This is a genomic window from Streptomyces sp. NPDC012508, assembly GCF_042902595.1.
In the GTDB taxonomy this organism is placed as follows: Bacteria; Actinomycetota; Actinomycetes; order Streptomycetales; family Streptomycetaceae; genus Streptomyces.
This window is the reverse complement of the sequence record NZ_JBIBEO010000010.1, coordinates 135,910-153,406: the sequence shown is the minus strand read 5'-3', so window position 1 is coordinate 153,406 and position 17,497 is coordinate 135,910. Positions and strand designations below refer to the sequence as shown.

General features: G+C 73.0%; 16 protein-coding genes and 1 pseudogene. 8 read left to right on the top strand and 9 right to left on the bottom strand.

Annotation, left to right across the window (positions count from 1 at the left end):
• Positions 1-170: 170 nt before the first annotated feature.
• Positions 171-1,151 carry a LacI family DNA-binding transcriptional regulator gene (locus ACFY8U_RS30785; RefSeq protein ID WP_389575714.1) on the bottom strand — a complete coding sequence of 327 codons (981 nt, stop codon included), beginning with the start codon at positions 1,149-1,151 and terminating at the stop codon, positions 171-173.
• Between the two features lie 180 nt (positions 1,152-1,331).
• On the opposite strand from ACFY8U_RS30785, the gene ACFY8U_RS30780 reads away from it, so the two are divergent.
• Positions 1,332-2,261 carry an ROK family protein gene (locus ACFY8U_RS30780; protein WP_389575522.1) on the top strand — a complete coding sequence of 310 codons (930 nt, stop codon included), beginning with the start codon at positions 1,332-1,334 and terminating at the stop codon, positions 2,259-2,261.
• 359 nt (positions 2,262-2,620) lie between these two features.
• Positions 2,621-3,658: an NUDIX domain-containing protein gene (locus ACFY8U_RS30775; protein WP_389575521.1), complete on the top strand. Its 1,038-nt coding sequence runs from the start codon at positions 2,621-2,623 to the stop codon at positions 3,656-3,658.
• A 567-nt stretch (positions 3,659-4,225) separates the two neighbouring features.
• On the opposite strand, the gene ACFY8U_RS30770 is transcribed toward ACFY8U_RS30775, so the two are convergent.
• Together ACFY8U_RS30770 and ACFY8U_RS30765 are read right to left on the bottom strand one after the other, a co-directional pair.
• Positions 4,226-4,906: an MBL fold metallo-hydrolase gene (locus tag ACFY8U_RS30770; protein ID WP_389575520.1), complete on the bottom strand. Its 681-nt coding sequence runs from the start codon at positions 4,904-4,906 to the stop codon at positions 4,226-4,228.
• A 69-nt stretch (positions 4,907-4,975) separates the two neighbouring features.
• Positions 4,976-6,340, bottom strand: a complete 1,365-nt coding sequence (locus ACFY8U_RS30765; protein WP_389575519.1) for a dipeptidase — start codon at positions 6,338-6,340, stop codon at positions 4,976-4,978.
• Positions 6,341-6,497: 157 nt separating this feature from the next.
• Here ACFY8U_RS30765 and ACFY8U_RS30760 point away from each other — a divergent pair.
• A pseudogene (locus tag ACFY8U_RS30760) lies at positions 6,498-7,724 on the top strand (geranylgeranyl reductase family protein); the annotation flags it as partial.
• 349 nt (positions 7,725-8,073) lie between these two features.
• Here the strand turns inward: ACFY8U_RS30760 and ACFY8U_RS30755 are convergent.
• Positions 8,074-8,535, bottom strand: a complete 462-nt coding sequence (locus ACFY8U_RS30755) for a nitroreductase family deazaflavin-dependent oxidoreductase (RefSeq protein ID WP_389575518.1) — start codon at positions 8,533-8,535, stop codon at positions 8,074-8,076.
• A gap of 146 nt (positions 8,536-8,681) precedes the next feature.
• Here ACFY8U_RS30755 and ACFY8U_RS30750 point away from each other — a divergent pair, with 146 nt between their 5' ends.
• A complete protein-coding gene (locus ACFY8U_RS30750) occupies positions 8,682-9,383 on the top strand; it encodes a TetR/AcrR family transcriptional regulator (RefSeq protein ID WP_389575517.1) in 702 nt (233 codons plus the stop codon).
• Between the two features lie 59 nt (positions 9,384-9,442).
• On the opposite strand, the gene ACFY8U_RS30745 is transcribed toward ACFY8U_RS30750, so the two are convergent.
• Entirely contained in the window at positions 9,443-9,709 is a 267-nt protein-coding gene (locus ACFY8U_RS30745) for a hypothetical protein (protein ID WP_389575516.1), read from the bottom strand.
• A gap of 33 nt (positions 9,710-9,742) precedes the next feature.
• On the opposite strand from ACFY8U_RS30745, the gene ACFY8U_RS30740 reads away from it, so the two are divergent.
• The 3 genes from ACFY8U_RS30740 to ACFY8U_RS30730 all read left to right on the top strand — a co-directional run bounded on the left by ACFY8U_RS30740 (position 9,743) and on the right by ACFY8U_RS30730 (position 12,159).
• Positions 9,743-9,907, top strand: a complete 165-nt coding sequence (locus tag ACFY8U_RS30740) for a hypothetical protein (protein WP_389575515.1) — start codon at positions 9,743-9,745, stop codon at positions 9,905-9,907.
• A 345-nt stretch (positions 9,908-10,252) separates the two neighbouring features.
• Entirely contained in the window at positions 10,253-11,497 is a 1,245-nt protein-coding gene (locus ACFY8U_RS30735) for a sensor histidine kinase (RefSeq protein WP_389575514.1), read from the top strand.
• Entirely contained in the window at positions 11,494-12,159 is a 666-nt protein-coding gene (locus tag ACFY8U_RS30730; RefSeq protein WP_389575513.1) for a response regulator, read from the top strand. Before ACFY8U_RS30735 ends, ACFY8U_RS30730 begins: the two co-directional genes overlap by 4 nt.
• A 35-nt stretch (positions 12,160-12,194) precedes the next feature.
• On the opposite strand, the gene ACFY8U_RS30725 is transcribed toward ACFY8U_RS30730, so the two are convergent.
• The 4 genes from ACFY8U_RS30725 to ACFY8U_RS30710 all read right to left on the bottom strand — a co-directional run bounded on the left by ACFY8U_RS30725 (position 12,195) and on the right by ACFY8U_RS30710 (position 15,914).
• Positions 12,195-12,953: a maleylpyruvate isomerase family mycothiol-dependent enzyme gene (locus ACFY8U_RS30725; protein WP_389575713.1), complete on the bottom strand. Its 759-nt coding sequence runs from the start codon at positions 12,951-12,953 to the stop codon at positions 12,195-12,197.
• Positions 12,954-13,195: 242 nt separating this feature from the next.
• Complete coding sequence (locus tag ACFY8U_RS30720; protein ID WP_389575512.1) at positions 13,196-13,696, bottom strand: SRPBCC family protein; 501 nt, start codon at positions 13,694-13,696, stop codon at positions 13,196-13,198.
• A gap of 181 nt (positions 13,697-13,877) precedes the next feature.
• Positions 13,878-15,122 (bottom strand): MFS transporter, encoded by a 1,245-nt coding sequence (locus ACFY8U_RS30715; protein ID WP_389575511.1) that lies wholly within the window; start codon positions 15,120-15,122, stop codon positions 13,878-13,880.
• A gap of 150 nt (positions 15,123-15,272) precedes the next feature.
• A complete protein-coding gene (locus ACFY8U_RS30710; RefSeq protein WP_389575510.1) occupies positions 15,273-15,914 on the bottom strand; it encodes an endonuclease in 642 nt (213 codons plus the stop codon).
• An 84-nt stretch (positions 15,915-15,998) separates the two neighbouring features.
• Here ACFY8U_RS30710 and ACFY8U_RS30705 point away from each other — a divergent pair, with 84 nt between their 5' ends.
• Positions 15,999-17,225, top strand: a complete 1,227-nt coding sequence (locus ACFY8U_RS30705; RefSeq protein ID WP_389575509.1) for an ROK family protein — start codon at positions 15,999-16,001, stop codon at positions 17,223-17,225.
• Positions 17,226-17,497 lie beyond the last annotated feature (272 nt).

Here is a 17,497-nt window from a genome sequence, read left to right as displayed (position 1 = left end):
GTGGCGCGGAGGACCGGCGGCGGGCAGCGCCGTTGCCGGCGGTCTGCGGTCTGCGGTCTGCGGTCTGCGGTCTGCGGTCGCCCGGCGCGCGGGCGCCCAAGCCGGGCGGGCGCCGGGCGGGCGCCCAAGCCGGGCGGGCGCCGGGCGGGCGCCCAAGCTCGGCGTCCCGGCTACGCGGGCGGTGGGATCTCGCCCGAGCCGCGAGGGATCAGCCGGGTGTCCAGGACGACGTGGGCGGGCTCGTCCTCGAAGCCGTCGAGGCGCCGGAAGAGCCGCTCGGCCGCCGTGCGGCCCAGGGCCGCAGCGTCCTGGGCGATCACGGTGATGCCGAGGAGGTCGGCCAGTTCGATGTCGTCGAACCCCACGAGGGCCACCGGGTCGGGGCGGCCCGCCAGCGTGCGGACCGCCGTGACCGTGACGCGGTTGTTCCCCGCGAAGAGCGCAGTGACCGGCTCCGGTCCGGAGACCATCGCCGTCACAGCCTCCCGGACCCGGTCGGGGGCCGTCGGTCCGAGCGAGACCCACGACGGGTCGACGTCGAGACCCGCGTCCTCCATCGCCGCCCGGTATCCGCGCAGGCGCTCCGTCGCCGTGTGAATACGGGGCTGGTCGCCGATGAACCCGATCCGGCGGTGCCCGTGGGCGATCAGATGCGCCACACCGTCGCGCGAGCCCCCGAAGCTGTCCGACAGGACGACGTCGGCGTCGATGCGCCCGGCCGGCCGGTCCACGAAGACCGTCGCGACGCCCGCCTTGATCTCCGGTTCGAGGTAACGGTGGTCCGTACCCGCCGGGATGACGATCAGTCCGTCGACCCGGCGCGCGCAGAGCGCGAGGGCCAGCTCCTGCTCGCGCTCCGGGTTCTCCGCGCTGGAGCCGTTGATGAGCAGGGCCCCGTGTGCTCGGGCGACCTCCTCCACGGCGCGGCTGAGCGGACCGTAGAACGGGTCGGCGAGGTCCTCGAGGACCAGACCCACCGAGGCGGTACGGCCCTTGCGCAGCACGCGCGCGCTGTCGTTGCGCCGGAAACCGAGCGAGTCGATGGCCTCCTGTACGCGGCGCTCGGTGTCGGGGGTGACCCCCGGTTCGCCGTTGACGACGCGTGAGACCGTCTTGAGTCCGACGCCGGCCAGGGCGGCGACGTCCTTCATCGTGGGCCGATTGCCGTAGCGGTGCTCGGGGCGGCGGGCGGTGTCGGCCACAGTGCGCGAATCTCCTCGGTCTCGTCTCTGTCTCGTCCGAGCATAGGCCCTGGACAACGTTGTCAGGGCGGGAGAGACTGTACGTCACAGCGATCTACACGCTCTCGCCTCTCTGGAGACACCGCGCACATGCAGACTGACCTCGTTGCCGCTCTGGACTTCGGCGGCACCAAGATCGCGGGCGCGCTGGTGGACGGCGCCGGCGGCCTTCTCGTACGGGCCCAGCGGCCCACTCCCGCGCGGGAGGACGGCGAGACGGTGATGCGGGCGGTCGAAGCGGTGCTGGCGGATCTGGCGGCCTCGCCGCTCTGGGACTCGGCGCACGCGGTCGGCATCGGCAGCGCGGGCCCGGTGGACGCCTCGGCGGGCACGGTCAGCCCGGTCAACGTCCCGGGATGGCGCGGCTTTCCGCTGGTCGAGCGCGTTCAGCGGGTGTCCGGCGGACGGCCCGTCACCCTCGTCGGCGACGGTGTCGCCATGACGGCGGCCGAGCACTGGCAGGGCGCCGCCCGTGGCCACGACAACGCGCTCTGTCTGGTCGTCTCGACGGGCGTCGGCGGCGGTCTGGTGCTCGACGGTCGCGTACACCCCGGCCCCACCGGCAACGCGGGCCACATCGGTCACATCAGCGTCGACCTGGACGGTGACCCGTGCGCCTGCGGCGGGCGCGGCTGCGTCGAACGGATCGCCAGTGGGCCGCAGATCGCCCGCCGTGCCCTGGAGAACGGCTGGCGGCCGGGCCCGGACGGCGACACCTCCGCTGCGGCGGTGGCGGCGGCAGCGCAGGCGGGGGAGCCGATCGCCGTCGCGTCGTTCGAGCGCGCCGCGCAGGCGCTCGCCGCCGGGATCGCGGCCACGGCGACCCTGGTCGAGATCGACATCGCCGTCGTCGGCGGCGGTGTGGCGGGCGCGGGCGACGTGCTCTTCGAGCCGCTCCGGCGCAGCCTGCGGGAGTACGCGACGCTGTCCTTCGTCCGCGACCTCGTCGTCGTCCCGGCACTCACCGGCACGGATGCCGGGCTGCTCGGCGCGGCGGCAGCGGCCCGGAAGGCGGCCTGACCTTCAGGTCGACCGACGGTGCCGCCTCTCCGGCACGCGTCGCCGCCAGTCTCTCCGGCGTTCGCTGTTCCACGATCACCAGGAACGCGTCCGACTCCAGGTCCATCACGACCTCCGCCGGGAGCCCCTCGTCGCGGCGTTGCCTCGCGAACTCCTCGGCGGGCCAGCTGCCCCGTGGTCCTCCGGCGGGAAACCTCTGCAATACCGTACGGCTCATCTCCGCACCCCCTTGCCTCGCCCCCGGTCCAACGAGAGTCCGCACCGAAGTGTTACGCGGTCATCCGCACGCCCGTTCGCGCGGGGTTTCCATGGCAGGGTGTTGCGGGCAAGCCACTGTGGGCTACCGAAGAGGGGGAATCGTGATCGTCTGGATCAACGGTGCGTTCGGCGCGGGCAAGTCCAGCACCGCGCGTGAGCTGGTCGAGCTGATCCCGAACAGCACCCTGTACGACCCCGAGATCACCGGCGGCGGGCTGTACGACCTGCTGCCCAGGAAACGGCTCGACGAGGTCGACGACTTCCAGGACCTGCCGATGTGGCGCCGCATGGTGGTCGATACCGCCGCGGCCCTGCTCGCGGAGGTCGGCGGTGTCCTCGTCGTCCCGATGACGCTGACGCGGCAGGCGTACCGCGACGAGATCTTCGGCGGTCTCGCGGCGCGGCGGATCGAGGTGCGCCATGTGGTGCTCGTCCAAGATGAAACGATCCTGCGGACCCGGATCGACAGCCGCGCGGCGCTCGACGAGGACCTGGAGAGCGCCGAGCGCGCCCGCCAGTGGTGCCACGACCACATCGAGCCCTTCCGTACCGCTCTCGACTGGCTGTCCGCCGACGCCTACACCGTCGACAACACGACGCTCACGCCCGCCGAGACCGCGACCGCCGTCGTCGAGGCCATGCGGGCCGGCCTCGCCGCCCCCTGCGGCATCGTCCAGACCCCCGAACCCACCGGCGAGACGCTGGCCGCCGGTGTGCTCCTCTTCGACGAACACGACCGCTTCCTGCTCGTCGACCCCACCTACAAGCCCGGCTGGGAGTTCCCCGGCGGGGTGGTCGAACCCGGCGAGCCGCCCGCCCGCGCCGGTATGCGCGAGGTCGCCGAGGAGATAGGCATCGAACTCGACGTCGTACCGCGGCTGTTGCTCGTCGACTGGGAACGCCCGCAGCCCCCCGGCTACGGCGGCCTGCGTCTCCTCTTCGACGGCGGCCTGCTCCCCACGGCCGAGGCCGACCGGCTCCTGCTGCCCGGCGCCGAGTTGCGCGGCTGGCGGTTCGTGACGGAGGAGGAGGCGGCCGAACTGCTGCCGCCCGTCCGCTACCGCCGCCTCCGCTGGGCCCTGCGCGCCCGCGAACGAGGCACGGTGCTCAACCTGGAGGCGGGCGTCCCGGTCGGCTGAGGCGCCTGCCCGGCCCGCCGGCCTGATCCTCGACCGGGCCGCCCGAAGCGCGGCGCCGCAAGGCCGGCGTGAGCCTCGTCCCGGGCCACCCGGAAGCGCGGTCCGCATGGCCGGCGTGGGCCTCGGCCGGCCCGCCCGAAGCGCGATTCCGCCGAGCCAGCCCCGTATGGCGACCGATCCAGGCGCTGTCCTGCCGAGCCGGGCTAGTCTGAACAGACGCCCGAAGCGCCCGCCGAGCCGGACGCGCCTGACAGACGCCCGAAGCGCCCGCCGTGCCGGACGCGCCTGTCGGGCGCCCCGGGCGTCGTCCTGCCGAGCCCGGGCCCGTCTGTCGGGCGTCCGGAGCGCCGTTGCGCCGTGCCGGACGCGCCTGTCGGCTGCCCCGGGCGTCGTCGTCCTACCGAGCCGGGGCCCGCCTGTCGGGCGTCCGAGGCGCCGTTGCGCCGAGCAGGAGCCGCTTGGCGACCGCCCCAGGCGTCGTCCTACCGAGCTGGCCCCGTCTGGCGGGCGCCCTCCTCCGCCGGGGCGGGCGCCCCGGCGGAGGAGGACGCCCCGTCCGCGCGGTCCCTAGGCGGCGGCCGCCGCCAGTTGGCGGGCCGTGTCGGTCGTCACCGGGGCGCCGTGGCCGCAGCACAGGATCGACGGCTTCAGCTCGGCGAGCTGCCGCATCGACTCCATGGCGCGCTCGCGGTCCACATGCATCACACCGAAGGTCACGCCCTGCACCGAGGCCACCGTGTCGCCGGTGAACAGGACGCCGTGCTCCGGAAGATGGACCGCGATCGAACCAGCCGTGTGCCCCGGGATGTGGACGGCCACCGCCCCGTCGCCGAAGCCCAGCTCCTCGCCGTCCTCCACCTCGTGGTCGACCCGCGTGGGCGGCGCGTCGGGCACGGTCAGACCGTTCTCGTACAGCGGGATCTCCCAGTCGAGCAGGTCGGGGTCGGGAACCGGGGCCTCGCCCCGGATCACCGGCGCGTCGAGGCGGTGGGCCAGGATCCGCGCCCCGAACCGGTCGGCCAGCTCCTGCGCCGAGCCCACGTGGTCGCGGTGGCAGTGGGTGAGCACGATCCGGCGGAGACGGGCCGGGGCCAGGCCCGCTCCCCGTATCGCCGTCTCGACATCGTCCGCCGAGTCCACCCATCCGGCGTCGATCAGGGTCAACTCCTCGTCGTCCCGCCACAGATAGGCCTGGCCGATGGAGAAGTGCAGCATGTGCAGTCGGGGCGTGATCTCGATGAAGTCCATACGGCGAACCTACGTATCCACGCAGGTCCGCCGTATCGTTCTACGCTCTCGGCGAGCTTCGCCGAACGCTTAACCCTGCTTCGAGCGGGCGTAGTTCACCAGGAAGTGCGCCTCCGCCACCGCGAGCCGCTCCAGCTCCTCCGGCGACACCGACTCGTTCACCGCGTGGATCTGCGCCTCCGGCTCGCTCAGACCGATGAGCAGGATCTCCGCCTCGGGGTAGAGGGAGGCCAGCGTGTTGCAGAGCGGGATCGATCCACCCATGCCGGAGGTCTGCATCTCCTGCCCGGGGTACGCGACCGCCATCGCCTCCGCCATGGAGACGTACGCCGGGCTGGTCACGTCCGCCCGGAACGCCTGGCCCTGGCCGACCTGCTCGAAGGAGACCCGGGCGTTCCACGGCACACGCTTCTCGATGTGCGCGTACAGCAGCTTCGTCGCCTCGGACGCGTCCTGGCCCGGCGGCACACGCAGGCTGATCTGCGCCCGCGCCGACGACGGGATCGACGGCGTCGCGCCCGCCACCGGGTGGCAGTCGATGCCGATGACGGTGACGGCCGGACGTGCCCAGATACGGTCGGCGACCGTGCCGTTGCCCGGCAGGCCCACACCCGTCAGGACCTTCGCGTCCGCGCGGAAGTCCTCCTCCGGGTACTGCAGGCCCTCCCACACCGCATCGGCAGGCAGACCGTCGATGACCGTCGAGCCGTCCTCGGCGCGCAGCGTGTCCAGAACGCGGATCAGCGCCGCCAGCGCGTCGGGCGCGGCGCCGCCGAACATGCCGGAGTGCAGGTTGCCTTCGAGCGTGTCGATCTGGACGCGGATCATCGTCATGCCGCGCAGGGTCGCGGTGACCGTCGGCAGCCCGAGCCGGAAGTTTCCGGTGTCGCCGATCACGACGGCGTCGGAGGTGAGGAGTTCGGGGTGGGCCTCGGCGTACCGCTCCAGACCGCCCGTGCCCTGCTCCTCCGAACCCTCCACGATCATCTTGACCGTGACGGGCACCCCGCCGTTCGCCTTCAGGGCGCGCAGCGCGAGCAGGTGCATGATGAAGCCGCCCTTGCAGTCGGCCGCGCCCCGCCCGTACCAGCGTCCGTCCCGCTCCGTCAGGACGAACGGCGGCGTCGTCCACGCCGACTCGTCCAGCTTCGGCTGTACGTCGTAGTGCGCGTAAAGGAGGACCGTAGGCGCGCCGGCCGGGCCGGGGAGTATGCCGTACACCGACTGCGAACCGTCGGGGGTGTCGAGCAGCGCCACGTCCTCGAAGCCCTCGGCGCGCAGCGCGTCCGCCACCCAGTTCGCGGCGCCCTCGCACTCGCTCCGCGGAGCCACTGCCTCGTCCGCCACCGATTCGAAGGCCACGAGTTCCGTGAGCTCCGCCTTGGCGCGGGGCATCAGGCCGGCGACGGTCTCGGCAATCGGATTCGCGGTCATGGGCACGCTCCTGGTGGGTGCGACGTTGTCAGGATGTTGCCGTATGTCGGTTGTACGGCGAACGTATCGCCGATCCTACGGCGCGGGTCCCCGAGGGCAGCGCCGTAGGATGCCCGAAGACTTGGATCAACGGCCGGATCAGGAGCAGAAGCCCATCGTGAGCAGCGAGAACGCAGATGCCGAAGAGGTACGCGCGGAAGAGTCGGAGCAGGCCACGACCGTGTGGGACGTGGTGGTCGTCGGCGCCGGCCCGGCCGGCGCGTCGGCGGCGTACGCGGCCGCGGTCGCCGGACGCCGGGTACTGCTCCTGGAGAAGGCCGAACTGCCGCGGTACAAGACCTGCGGCGGCGGCATCATCGGCCCCTCGAGGGACGCACTGCCGCCCGGCTTCGAACTGCCCCTCCAGGACCGGGTGCACGCCGTCACCTTCTCCCTCAACGGACGCTTCGCCCGGACGCGCCGCTCGCGCCGGATGCTCTTCGGGCTGATCAACCGGCCCGAGTTCGACGCCGGTCTCGTCGAGCAGGCGCAGAAGGCGGGCGCGGAGCTCCGTACGGGCGTGACCGTCTCCCGGGTCGAGCAGCACGGCCCGGCCGTGCCGGACCGGCGCACGGTCGCCATCGTGCTCGCGGACGGCGAGACGGTGCTGGCCAGGGCGGTCGTCGGCGCGGACGGCAGCGCGGGCCGGATAGGAGCCCATGTCGGGGTGAAGCTCGACCAGGTGGACCTCGGCCTGGAGGCGGAGATCCCGGTTCCGGCGTCGGTGGCCGAGGACTGGAAGGGGCGGGTCCTGATCGACTGGGGTCCGATGCCCGGCAGCTACGGCTGGGTGTTCCCCAAGGGCGAGACGCTCACCGTCGGCGTCATCTCGGCGCGCGGCGAGGGCGCGGCGACGAAGCGCTATCTGGAGGACTTCATCGCGCGCCTCGGGCTCGCGGGCTTCGAGCCGGAGATCTCCTCCGGGCATCTGACCCGCTGCCGGAGCGACGACTCGCCGCTGTCGCGCGGCCGCGTGCTCGTCTGCGGTGACGCGGCCGGTCTCCTGGAGCCGTGGACACGGGAGGGCATCTCCTTCGCGCTGCGCTCGGGCCGGCTTGCGGGGGAGTGGGCCGTACGGATCGCCGAGGCGAACGACGCCGTCGACGCGCGCCGCCAGGCGCTGAACTACGCCTTCGCCATCAAGGCGGGGCTGGGCGTCGAGATGGCGGTCGGGCGGCGGATGCTCGCCCTGTTCGAGCGCCGGCCGGGGCTGCTGCACGCGACGATCACGGGCCTCCGTCCGGCGTGGAACGCGTTCACGGACATCACCCGGGGCTCGACCACGCTGGCCGGCCTGGTCCGCTCGAACGGGATCGCGCGACGGGCGCTGGACGTCCTGGACCGCCGCATGGGACCGACGGACGGGACGACGCTGCGGGGAGTCGCCCAGTCCGCGCCGTCGTCGGCCCCGGCCGAGCTGTCGGACGGCGCCGAGGGCCTGGACGCGGAGGAGGCGCCGGTCGAGGGTGCGGTGCCGGGCTCGGTGGGTTCGTCGGGGTCCGTGGACGCGGCGGGCTCCTCGGATGAGGCAGGCGCCTCGGGCTCGCCGGAGTCGCCGGATTCCCCCGACTCCCTGGAGTCGCCGGATTCCTCCGACTTCCCAGGCTCCCCGAAGTCGCCGGAGTCTACGGATTCCTCCGACTCCCCGGAGTCGCCGGATTCCCCTGAGGCTCCCGACTCGACGGGTTCCGGGGTCACGCGGTCGGAGTGATCCGGAAGACCGGGTGCTTGGGGGCGATCGCGCGCAGCTCGGCGTCCGAGGAGTCCGGGCCGACCCCGCCGAAGAAGATGCCGACCTCCGCCTTCCACCGCTTCAGGTAGGCGCGCAGCAGGGCGGGCTTCTCGTCGTCGGTCAGCTCGACGGCGGTGAAGGGCTGCACGTGCCTGCCCAGGCGCAGTTCGCCGCCGCCGGCCGCGCGCATGTTGTGGGTCCACTGGACGTGGCCGCGCGGCGCCACCAGGTACTGGGCGCCGTCCAGGGCCAGCAGGTTGACGGGAGTGGTGCGCCACTCGCCGCTCTTGCGGCCCCGGACGGCGAGCACGCGGGAACCCCAGATGCTGATGCCTCGGCGGGTCAGCCAGGCGACGCTGCGGTTGAGAACGTTCACCGTGAACCAGCCGGGCTTCATGACGTGGGCGTGGGGCTGAGCGGACATCGCATCCTCCGAGTTAAACCGTGAGCAGTGCTCTCGCTTGAGATCAGTGTGCACGGATCGGCGCTCCAAAGCAAGAGCAGTGCTCTCGTTCTGCTGCACCGCTCTCGTTTCAGTGCAGTGCTCCGTAACGTGGCACACTGATCTCCATGACCAGCGTCCAAGGAGCCCGCGCCCGCGCGCGCATCGAGATCACCGCCGCCATCAAGGACGAGGCGCGCAAGCAGCTCGCCGCCGAAGGCGCCGCCAAGCTCTCCCTCCGCGCCGTCGCCCGCGAGGTCGGCATGGTGTCGTCGGCGCTCTACCGGTACTTCCCCAGCCGCGACGACCTCCTCACCGCCCTCATCGTCGACGCGTACGACGCCGTCGGCGCCGCCGCCGAGCAGGCCCTCACCGCGGCCGGACCCCGAGGTACTGACCACCTCGCCCGCTGGACGGCCGTCTGCCGGGCCGTCCGTACCTGGGCCCTCGCCCACCCCCACGAGTACGCCCTGATCTACGGTTCCCCCGTCCCCGGCTACTCCGCCCCGCAGGACACCGTCGGCCCCGCCTCCCGCGTCGCCCTCGTCCTCATCGGCATCCTCCGCGACGCCTACACCACCGACGGCATCGCCCCGCCGCCGGTCCCCGAGGGCCTGCGCCCCGAGGCGGAGCGGATGGCCGCCGACTTCGCCCCCGATCTGCCGCCCGCCCTCGCCGTCGCCATGGTCGCCGTCTGGTCGCAGCTGTTCGGGCTTGTCTCCTTCGAGGTGTTCGGCCAGTTCAACCGGGTCGTCGAGGACCGCGAGGCGTTCTTCACCTCGGCCACCGCCCGCCTCGGCCGCGACATCGGCCTTCTGCCCCGCCCGTAGCCGGCCGCCCCGGCGGCAGGCCGCGTGACAGGGGGAGGACAGCCGCCGGGGACGGGCGCCTAGGCCGTAGGGTCCGGGGGCTGGGAGCCGTCGGGGAGAGGGGCGAACGGATTGCCGTGCCCGGGAAGCAGCCTGCCAGGAGGCATAAACCGCAGCCGCCCGTTCGCATCGGTCACCGGCGTCAAGCCGGCGGCCCGCAATCGGGCGGTCCTCTTGTCGAGGCTGCGATGGGCGAGGATGAGTCCCACGGCTGACGGGGCGGCGACCACGGCGAAGGTGATGGCGGCGATGACGAGTCCTTCGGCCTTGTCCTCGCCGTACTGCATGCCGAATTCCGTGGACAGCAAACGACGAGCACGGTGATCAGCGCGATGCGCCACCCGGTCGTGGTCTCCCGGTTGAAGTCCACGACCATCCGGGACGAGAGGAGGTCGACCTCCTCGGGCGCGAGTGGCGGCAGCTCGCCCCCGTCGCTCGCGTGCGGATACCGGGCCCAGTTCGCCGCGGCCCGCGCCCTGGCCTGAGGGGTCGGATCGGGCTCGAGCGACCACACCGCGGACCTGCCGTTCTGTCGCAGGTCGGCGTACACGTACCCGAACTGCTTCGCGATGTAGGCGAGTCGGGCGAAGCCCTTCGTCGTCATCGCCAAGGAGGGCTCGACCGTCTCACCGCTCGCCATCGACCGCAGCATCTTCCGCACATGCCTCTTGCGCACGAACAATCCCCCGTAACTCGAAACACACTGAGCTTTCCACAGCACGTCCGTGCGGCACGCAGGCCGGGCCTCGGGACGTACTCCGGCGGGAGTACGCGCGATCACCACGCCCGGCTGACGCCCCCGCGGCCCGACCGCGTCTAGCGTGGCGAGCATGGACGAACAGCGCAGACACGGGTACGGCGGTCCGCCCCGGGAGCGTGGCGCGCCGGGCGGCAGTGGCCCGCCCTGGGCCCTGCGCTGGGCCGACCGCGAGCCGGGCGCCGGCCTGCCCTGGCGGTCCACCCTCCTCCTCGCCGTCTTCGTGACGGTGGGTTCCGGATTCGCGGCGCGCAACCAGCCCGACCGGGAGTCGCTCGACGCCCTCGGCCGCGCCCTGCTCCTCCTCGGCGTGGCGCTGCTCCTCCTGCGCCACCGCCATCCCGTTCCCGTGGTCTTCGGGACGGCGGCGATCACCCTCGGCTACTTCGCCGCCGGATACCCCTACGGTCCGGTCTTCCTCCTCATCGCCGTCGCCTGCTACGCGGCGATCGTCCACGGCCACCGGCGGTCGGCCTGGTGGGCGCTGGGGCTGCTCTGGCTGGGGCATCTGCTCTTCGCCCACTGGCTCTACGCCTACCTGCCCCCCGACGGCGACTCCGCCGCGCCCTGGGGTCAGGAGATCCCCGTCGCCTGCTTCGTCGTCGCGATCCTCGCCGCCTCCGAAATGGTCCGCGTCCGCCGCGAGCAGTGGGCGCAGCAGCGCGCCGAACGCGCCGCGGCCGAACGTCGCCGCGCCGACGAGGAACGGCTGCGGATCGCCCGTGAGCTGCACGACGTCCTCGCCCACTCGATCTCCGTGATCAACGTCCAGGCGGGCGTCGGCCTCGCGCTGCTCGACAGCGACCCCGAGCAGGCGCGCACCGCGCTGACCACCATCAAGGCGGCGAGCAAGGAAGCGCTGGGCGAGGTCCGTCAGGTGCTCGACACCCTGCGCGCCCCTGGTGAGGCCCCGCGCACGCCCGCGCCCGGTCTCGACCGCCTCCCGGAGCTCGTCGACCAGGCGGCGTCCGCGGGCCTGACCGTCGAGACGGCGACCGAGGGCGAGCCCGTGGCGCTGCCGCCCGGCACGGATCTCGCCGCCTTCCGGATCGTGCAGGAGGCGCTGACCAACGTGGTCCGCCACTCGGGGTCGCGCGCCGCGCGGGTCGTCGTCCTGTACCGGCCCGGCACGGTGGAGCTCCGTATCGACGACGACGGACCGGCGACCGGCGGCGACGCGGGCGGCGGCGGCAACGGCCTCGTCGGAATGCGGGAGCGGGCCGGGGCGCTCGGTGGCACGATCGAGGCGGGCACCCGCCGGGACGGCGGCTTCCGGGTACGCGCCGTCCTCCCCGCCCGACCGAAGGAGACCCCGTGATCCGTGTGCTGCTCGCAGACGACCAGTCGCTGGTACGGGCGGGCTTCCGCGCGCTCCTGGACGCCCAGCCGGACATCGAGGTGACGGGCGAGGCCGCCGACGGTGAGGAGGCGGCGGCCAGGACCCGAGAACTGCGTCCGGACGTCGTCCTCATGGACATCAGGATGCCGCTGCTCGACGGCCTCGCCGCCACCCGCAGGATCACCGGAGATCCCGGCCTGGAAGCGGTGAAGGTGGTCATGCTGACCACGTTCGAGCTCGACGAGTACGTCTTCGAGGCCATCCGCTCCGGTGCCTCGGGCTTTCTCGTCAAGGACACCGAACCGGAGGAGCTGCTGCGGGCCGTGCGCGCCGTCGTCCACGGCGACGCCCTGCTCTCGCCCGGCGTGACACGGCGGCTCATCGAGGAGTTCGCGGCCCGCTCCAAAGCCCCGGCGGCGGTCTCCGGGCTCGACGAACTCACCGAGCGGGAACGGGAGGTGATGGCCCTGGTCGGCATCGGCCTGTCGAACGAGGAGATCGCCCGGCGCCTGGTCGTCAGCCCACTGACCGCGAAGACCCATGTGAGCCGCACCATGGTGAAGCTCGGAGCCCGCGACCGCGCGCAACTGGTCGTTCTGGCCTACGAGTCGGGCCTGGTACGCCCGGGCTGGCTGGGCTGACGACCGTACGGCGGCCCGTTGCGCCCCGCCGCCCGTCACGACCAGGTGATCGCCGACGTCTCCCGCCAGAGCCGGGCGAGAGACGCGTCCCCCGCCACGGTCACGGCCCCCTCGGGCAGCCGGTTCCAGAGCGTCAGACAGAGACGCTCGGCGGTGCCGCTCAGCTCGCAGTCCGCGGTGATCCCGTCATCCCCCTTGCCCCACTCCGCGCGGGGCGCCTCCGGCGACAGTCGTACGGTCCACACGTCCCCGGTGTCCGTGGCCCGGACGCGCAGGATCCGCGGCTCCGGCGTACGTACCCGGCTGCGCTCGCGGCCGTGGAAGGCGCGCAGCAGCTCGTCGATGCCGTCCGCGGCGAGTGCGGGATCCACCGGCCCGGGGCGCCCGGCCGGCGGCAGGGCGGACTCGGCGTCGACCCGATGGACGGCCGTCTCGTGCGCCTGCCGCCGCGCCCAGAAGGCCAGTGGGGAGGGCGCGGGCAGGAACGTCCAGCACTCCAGCGACTCGGGCGCCGCCCGCAGGGCCTCGACGAGGCGGGTGTGGCCCTCGCGGAAATGGGCGACGAGCGCCTCGCCGTCGAGATCGGGCTCGCCGCCGTCGGGGTGGTAGGAGGTGTACCCCTCGACCACGAACCCCGTCGCCCAGCGGTGCACCATCGTCGTGTGCCGCAGGAGGTCCCGTACCCGCCAGCCCGGACAGGTCGGCACCTCCGCGTCCGTGCCCGCCTCGGCCGCGGCCTCCGCCAGAGCCCGGCCCGCCGTGTCCAGTGCCCCGATGTGCTCGTCGATCGTCATGATCCCCATGGGGTGGATTCTGCCCCGGTACGGTGCACCGGGAGCACGCGGCCCGGAAAGGGTTTCCGCCCCGCCTTCCCGACGGACGGCTGCGGAGCATTTCGCGTGCCGCAGTGCCGGCGTCGCCGCCTTCGGCAACAATGATCTCCAACAGCGCCGGTAGAGCTTGCCCCAGCGGTCATCTACGAACGCAGGGAAGATCAACACGCCCTGTCGTCAGACGCCTTACCAGTTACGGCAGATCAGCCCGTCGCTTCGCGGACGTCCTTTCCCTCCTCGGCGAACGCCTTGAAGTCCTGCATGTGCTGGAGCGACTGCTTGCGGAAGGCGCCGGGCATCAGAAGTCCCACCAGCTTCATCAGAAAGCCGCTGAACCGGTATTCGTTCTCGCTCTCCCAGAGCGTCGTTTCCGGGCCGGCTTCGGTCAGCCGCTCGCGCGCGGCGCTCCACATGCCCTCGCCGACGATCTCGCGGTCGAAGTGAACGACGCTCGTTCTCGGGATCTCGCGCAGGTCTGCCGGTTCCCGGCGTGTGATGGTCTCGGTGCACTCGAATTTCCGCCGGCCCGTCTGCATCACGACCCGCGACTTGGTGCCGAGCTGCCCGTGCTCCCCGCTCAGCGGCTCGTGCAGCACCAGGCCCCGCAGCCATTTCGGCATGTGCGCCGGGTCGGCGAGCAGCGGGACCACCTTCTCCCGCGGCAGGGCGATCTCGATGGAGACGGTGTATTTTATGGGGCGCATCGTTCATTTCCTTCTAGGCGTGGGGGCAGCGTGCTTTTGTACTGCTCGTCGTGCTCCTCGACTGAGTGCACTGCATTCTGTCCCTAAAGCAAAGGACAGATGGCCCTCCGCCTGGCGATTCGTCATGGTCATCGTGGGTGCGAGCGCCGAGGGCGCCGGTCAGCCCACCGCAGTAGGAATGTCAGGCCGGGTGGGGTGCGCAGGACGTGGGGGTGGCCTCGACTGCCTGCGCGTTGCGGGCCGCGTAGCCGATCACCGCGGCGCCGGCAGCGAGGACGGCGACCGTGGTGAGGGCGACGGGCAGCGAGAACCAGTCGGCCAGGAAGCCGATGGAGGGCGGGCCGAGCAGCATGCCTCCGTAGCCGAGCGTGGAGGCGGTGGCGACCCCGCTCGGGCCGGCGAGCGCGCCCGCACGGGCCACGGCGACGGGGAAGATGTTGGCCAGGCCCAGCCCGGTCACCGCGAAGCCGAGCAGCGCTGCCCAGACGCTGGGGGCGAGCGCGCCGAGCAGCATGCCGGCGGCTGCCGTCGCCCCGCCCGCGACGAGGGTGCGGGTCTGACCGAGCCGTTCGAGCAGGGCGGTGCCCGAGAGCCGGCCGATGGTCATCGTCAGCGCGAAGAGGGCGTAGCCGGCGGCGGCGACACCGGGGTGCGCGTCGAGATCCTGCTCCAGGTGGAGCGCGCCCCAGTCGGCCAGGGCGCCCTCGCCGTACGCCGTGCAGAGGGCGATGACGCCGAAGACGACGACGAGCCCGCGCGAGCCGGACCTGCTCCGCGGCCGGTCGGTGGCCGGCACCGCTTCCGGCGGGGCGGGCGACGGCTGGCGGAGCAGTACGGGACCGGCGACAGCCGTCAGCAGCAGCCCGACCGCCGTCAGACCGAGGAGGTGCGCCGTGGGGGACAGGCTGCCGGCCACGAGCCCGCCGAGACCCGCGCCGAGCATTCCGCCCAGGCTGAACGCCGCGTGGAAGGAGGGCATCACGGGGCGGCGCAGCGCGGCGACGAGGTCGACGGCGGCGCTGTTCATGGCCACGTTGATGCCGCCGTACGCCGCGCCGAAGACGAGCAGCACGAGGCCCAGGGCGAGGGGTGAGTGGGTGAGCGCGGGCAGGGCGATGGAGAGGGAGAGCAGGACGCCGGTGGCGACGGTGACGGCGTGGCTGCCGTGACGTCGGCAGAGCCGCCCGGTCAGGGTCATGGTGACGACGGCACCGGCCGACACACCGAGGAGCGCGAGGCCGAGGTCGCTGGCGGAGGCGCCGGTCTGCTGCTTGATGGCAGGGATCCGGACCACCCAGCCGGCGAAGAGGAAGCCGTCGAGGGCGAAGAAGAGGGTCAGGGCGGAGCGGAGGCGGGACAGGGAGGGGGCGGTGTCTCCGCCAGGTCCCCCCGGAACGGCCGTCCGTACTTTGTTTAGTAGCGGCACAAACTCAGGATAGGGGCGAGCCCGTACGGATTTCAACCGGGCGGCCACGGGCGCGGCCCGGGGAGGGGACGAGCAGAGGACGAGCAGAGGGCTGCCGCGGCGTGCGACGCGCGGGTACCCCGGACGGAGGCCCGCCCCGGGGGCTCGCGATCAGGACGTGGTGCCGGAACCCCGGCCCACCGAGGCACGGACCAGGGCCGCCGCCACGACCGGAAGGTCCTCGCCGGGCACCAGACGGGCGAGGGCGTCCGGATCGGTGGGCAGACCCGTGCGGCGGGCGCCCTCCAGGACGCGTTCGTCGAGGTAGGGGGCCAGTTCCGGCCAGATTCCCTGCGCCTCGCGGAGGAAGATGTCCGCGCCCGCGGGGCCGATGCCGGGCATCTCCTGAAGCGCCTCGCGCATCGCGTCCACGTCGCCGTCCGCCGCCTCCCGCATCCGGCGCAGATCGCCGTCGTACTTGTCCAGGACCAGTTCCGCCTCCTCGCCGAGCTGCGTCGCCGTCCTCTCGTCGTAGCGCCGGTACCCGCCCTCTCCCAGCGCGTCCACCCGCTGCTGCCAGCTCGCCTCCCGCATCCGCCGCGGGGTGCGCATCCCGGCCTCGAACAGGGCCTCGGCCGCCGCGACGGCCGTCGCCGCGCGGATCCTGGCGCTCAGCAGATGGGCGAGGACCAGCAGCTGGTACAACGGCTGCGGAGTGTCCTTGAGTCGTATGCCGGCCTCCTGCGCGTACGTCCGGGAGCTCTCGTCCTCCAGCAGATCCCGCACACGGGCCGTCGTCGCGGTACGCGTCATGACACCTCCCGATTCCGCCGCGCCGCTACCCGCCCTCGTACCGCGCAAACGGGTCCACCGCCCGATCATGGGAGACTCGCCCACATGAACGGCAAGGCGACCACGACCAAGACACGGCTGGACAGAGGGCGCGGCGCGCTCGGGCCCGCGCTGGAACTGGTGCACACGGGCCGTGCGCCGACCCGCGCCGTGCTCACCGCCGAACTGGGCGTCACCCGCGCCACCGCCGGCGCGGTCGCCGCCGAACTGGAAGCGCTCGGCCTGATCCGTGTCGACTCCAACCCCGGCGCCGCCGCAGGTTCCCAGGGCCGCCCCTCGCACCGGCTCGAAGTCGACGAGAAGGGCCCGGTCGCCCTCGCCGCCCAGGTCCATGCCGACGGTTTCCGCGCCGCGCTCGTCGGTCTCGGCGGCACGATCGTCGCCACGGCGCCCGGCTGCGTCACCGTCTCCGCCGACCCCGCGCAGGTCCTCGGCGCCGTCGTCGACGCGGGCGCCGCCCTGCTCCACGAGAGCGGACGCCGCTGCGTGGGAGCCGGGCTCGCCGCCCCCTCGGCGGTCGCCGAGCCCGAGGGCACCGCCCTCAACCCGCTCCACCTCGCCTGGCCGGCGGGTGCGCCGGTACGGGAGATCTTCGCCGAATGCGTCCGGGCCGCCGGGATCGAAGGCCCCGCCTTCACCGGCAACGACGTCAACCTCGCCGCCCTCGCCGAGCACCGGCACGGCGCCGGCCGCGGCGCCAGGGACCTGCTGTGCGTGGCCACCGGCCACCGCGGCGTCGGCGGCGCCCTCGTCCTCGACGGGCGCCTGCACACCGGCAGTTCGGGCCTCGCCCTGGAGGTCGGGCACCTCACGGTCAACCCCGAGGGCCGCCCCTGCCACTGCGGCAGCCGCGGATGCCTCGACGTCGAGACCGACCCGCTCGCCTTCCTCACCGTGGCGGGCCGCGACCCCGGTCCGGAGGTCTCGCTGCTCCAGCAGGCCCGGGACCTGCTGCGCACCAGCCCCGACGACCCGGGGGTGCGCGTCGCGCGGGAGGAACTGATCGACCGTCTGGGGCTCGGCCTCGCGGGCCTGGTGAACATCCTCAACCCGGACCGGATCATCCTCGGTGGCCTGCACCGCGAACTGCTCGACGCCGACCCGGACCGCCTGCGCGCGGTGGTCGCCGACCGCAGCCTGTGGGGACGCAGCGGCGGTGTACCGATCCTCGCCTGCACCCTCGACCACAACAGCCTGGTGGGCGCGGCGGAGCTGGCCTGGCAGCCGGTCCTGGACGACCCATTGGCGGCCCTTGGCCGACCGCTCGTCTGACGTACGCGCCGACGCTCTCCGCGTACGGGTCGACGCCCTCCGCGTACGTACCGGCACCGTCCGCGTACGTACCGGCACCGACCGCGTACGAGCCGACGCCGCCCGCGCAGGGCGGCTGTTCGGGCGACCAGCCGAGAGCTGATGACCCGGCTCGACAGCAGTCCGCACCGACCCCGCTGACCTGCCGCGGACTGGGTCTCGAAGCAATGGACCCCGCCGCCGTCCCGCCGCCCGGTATCCGCTGCGGCGGACCGCCCGGTTACCTTCGCCCG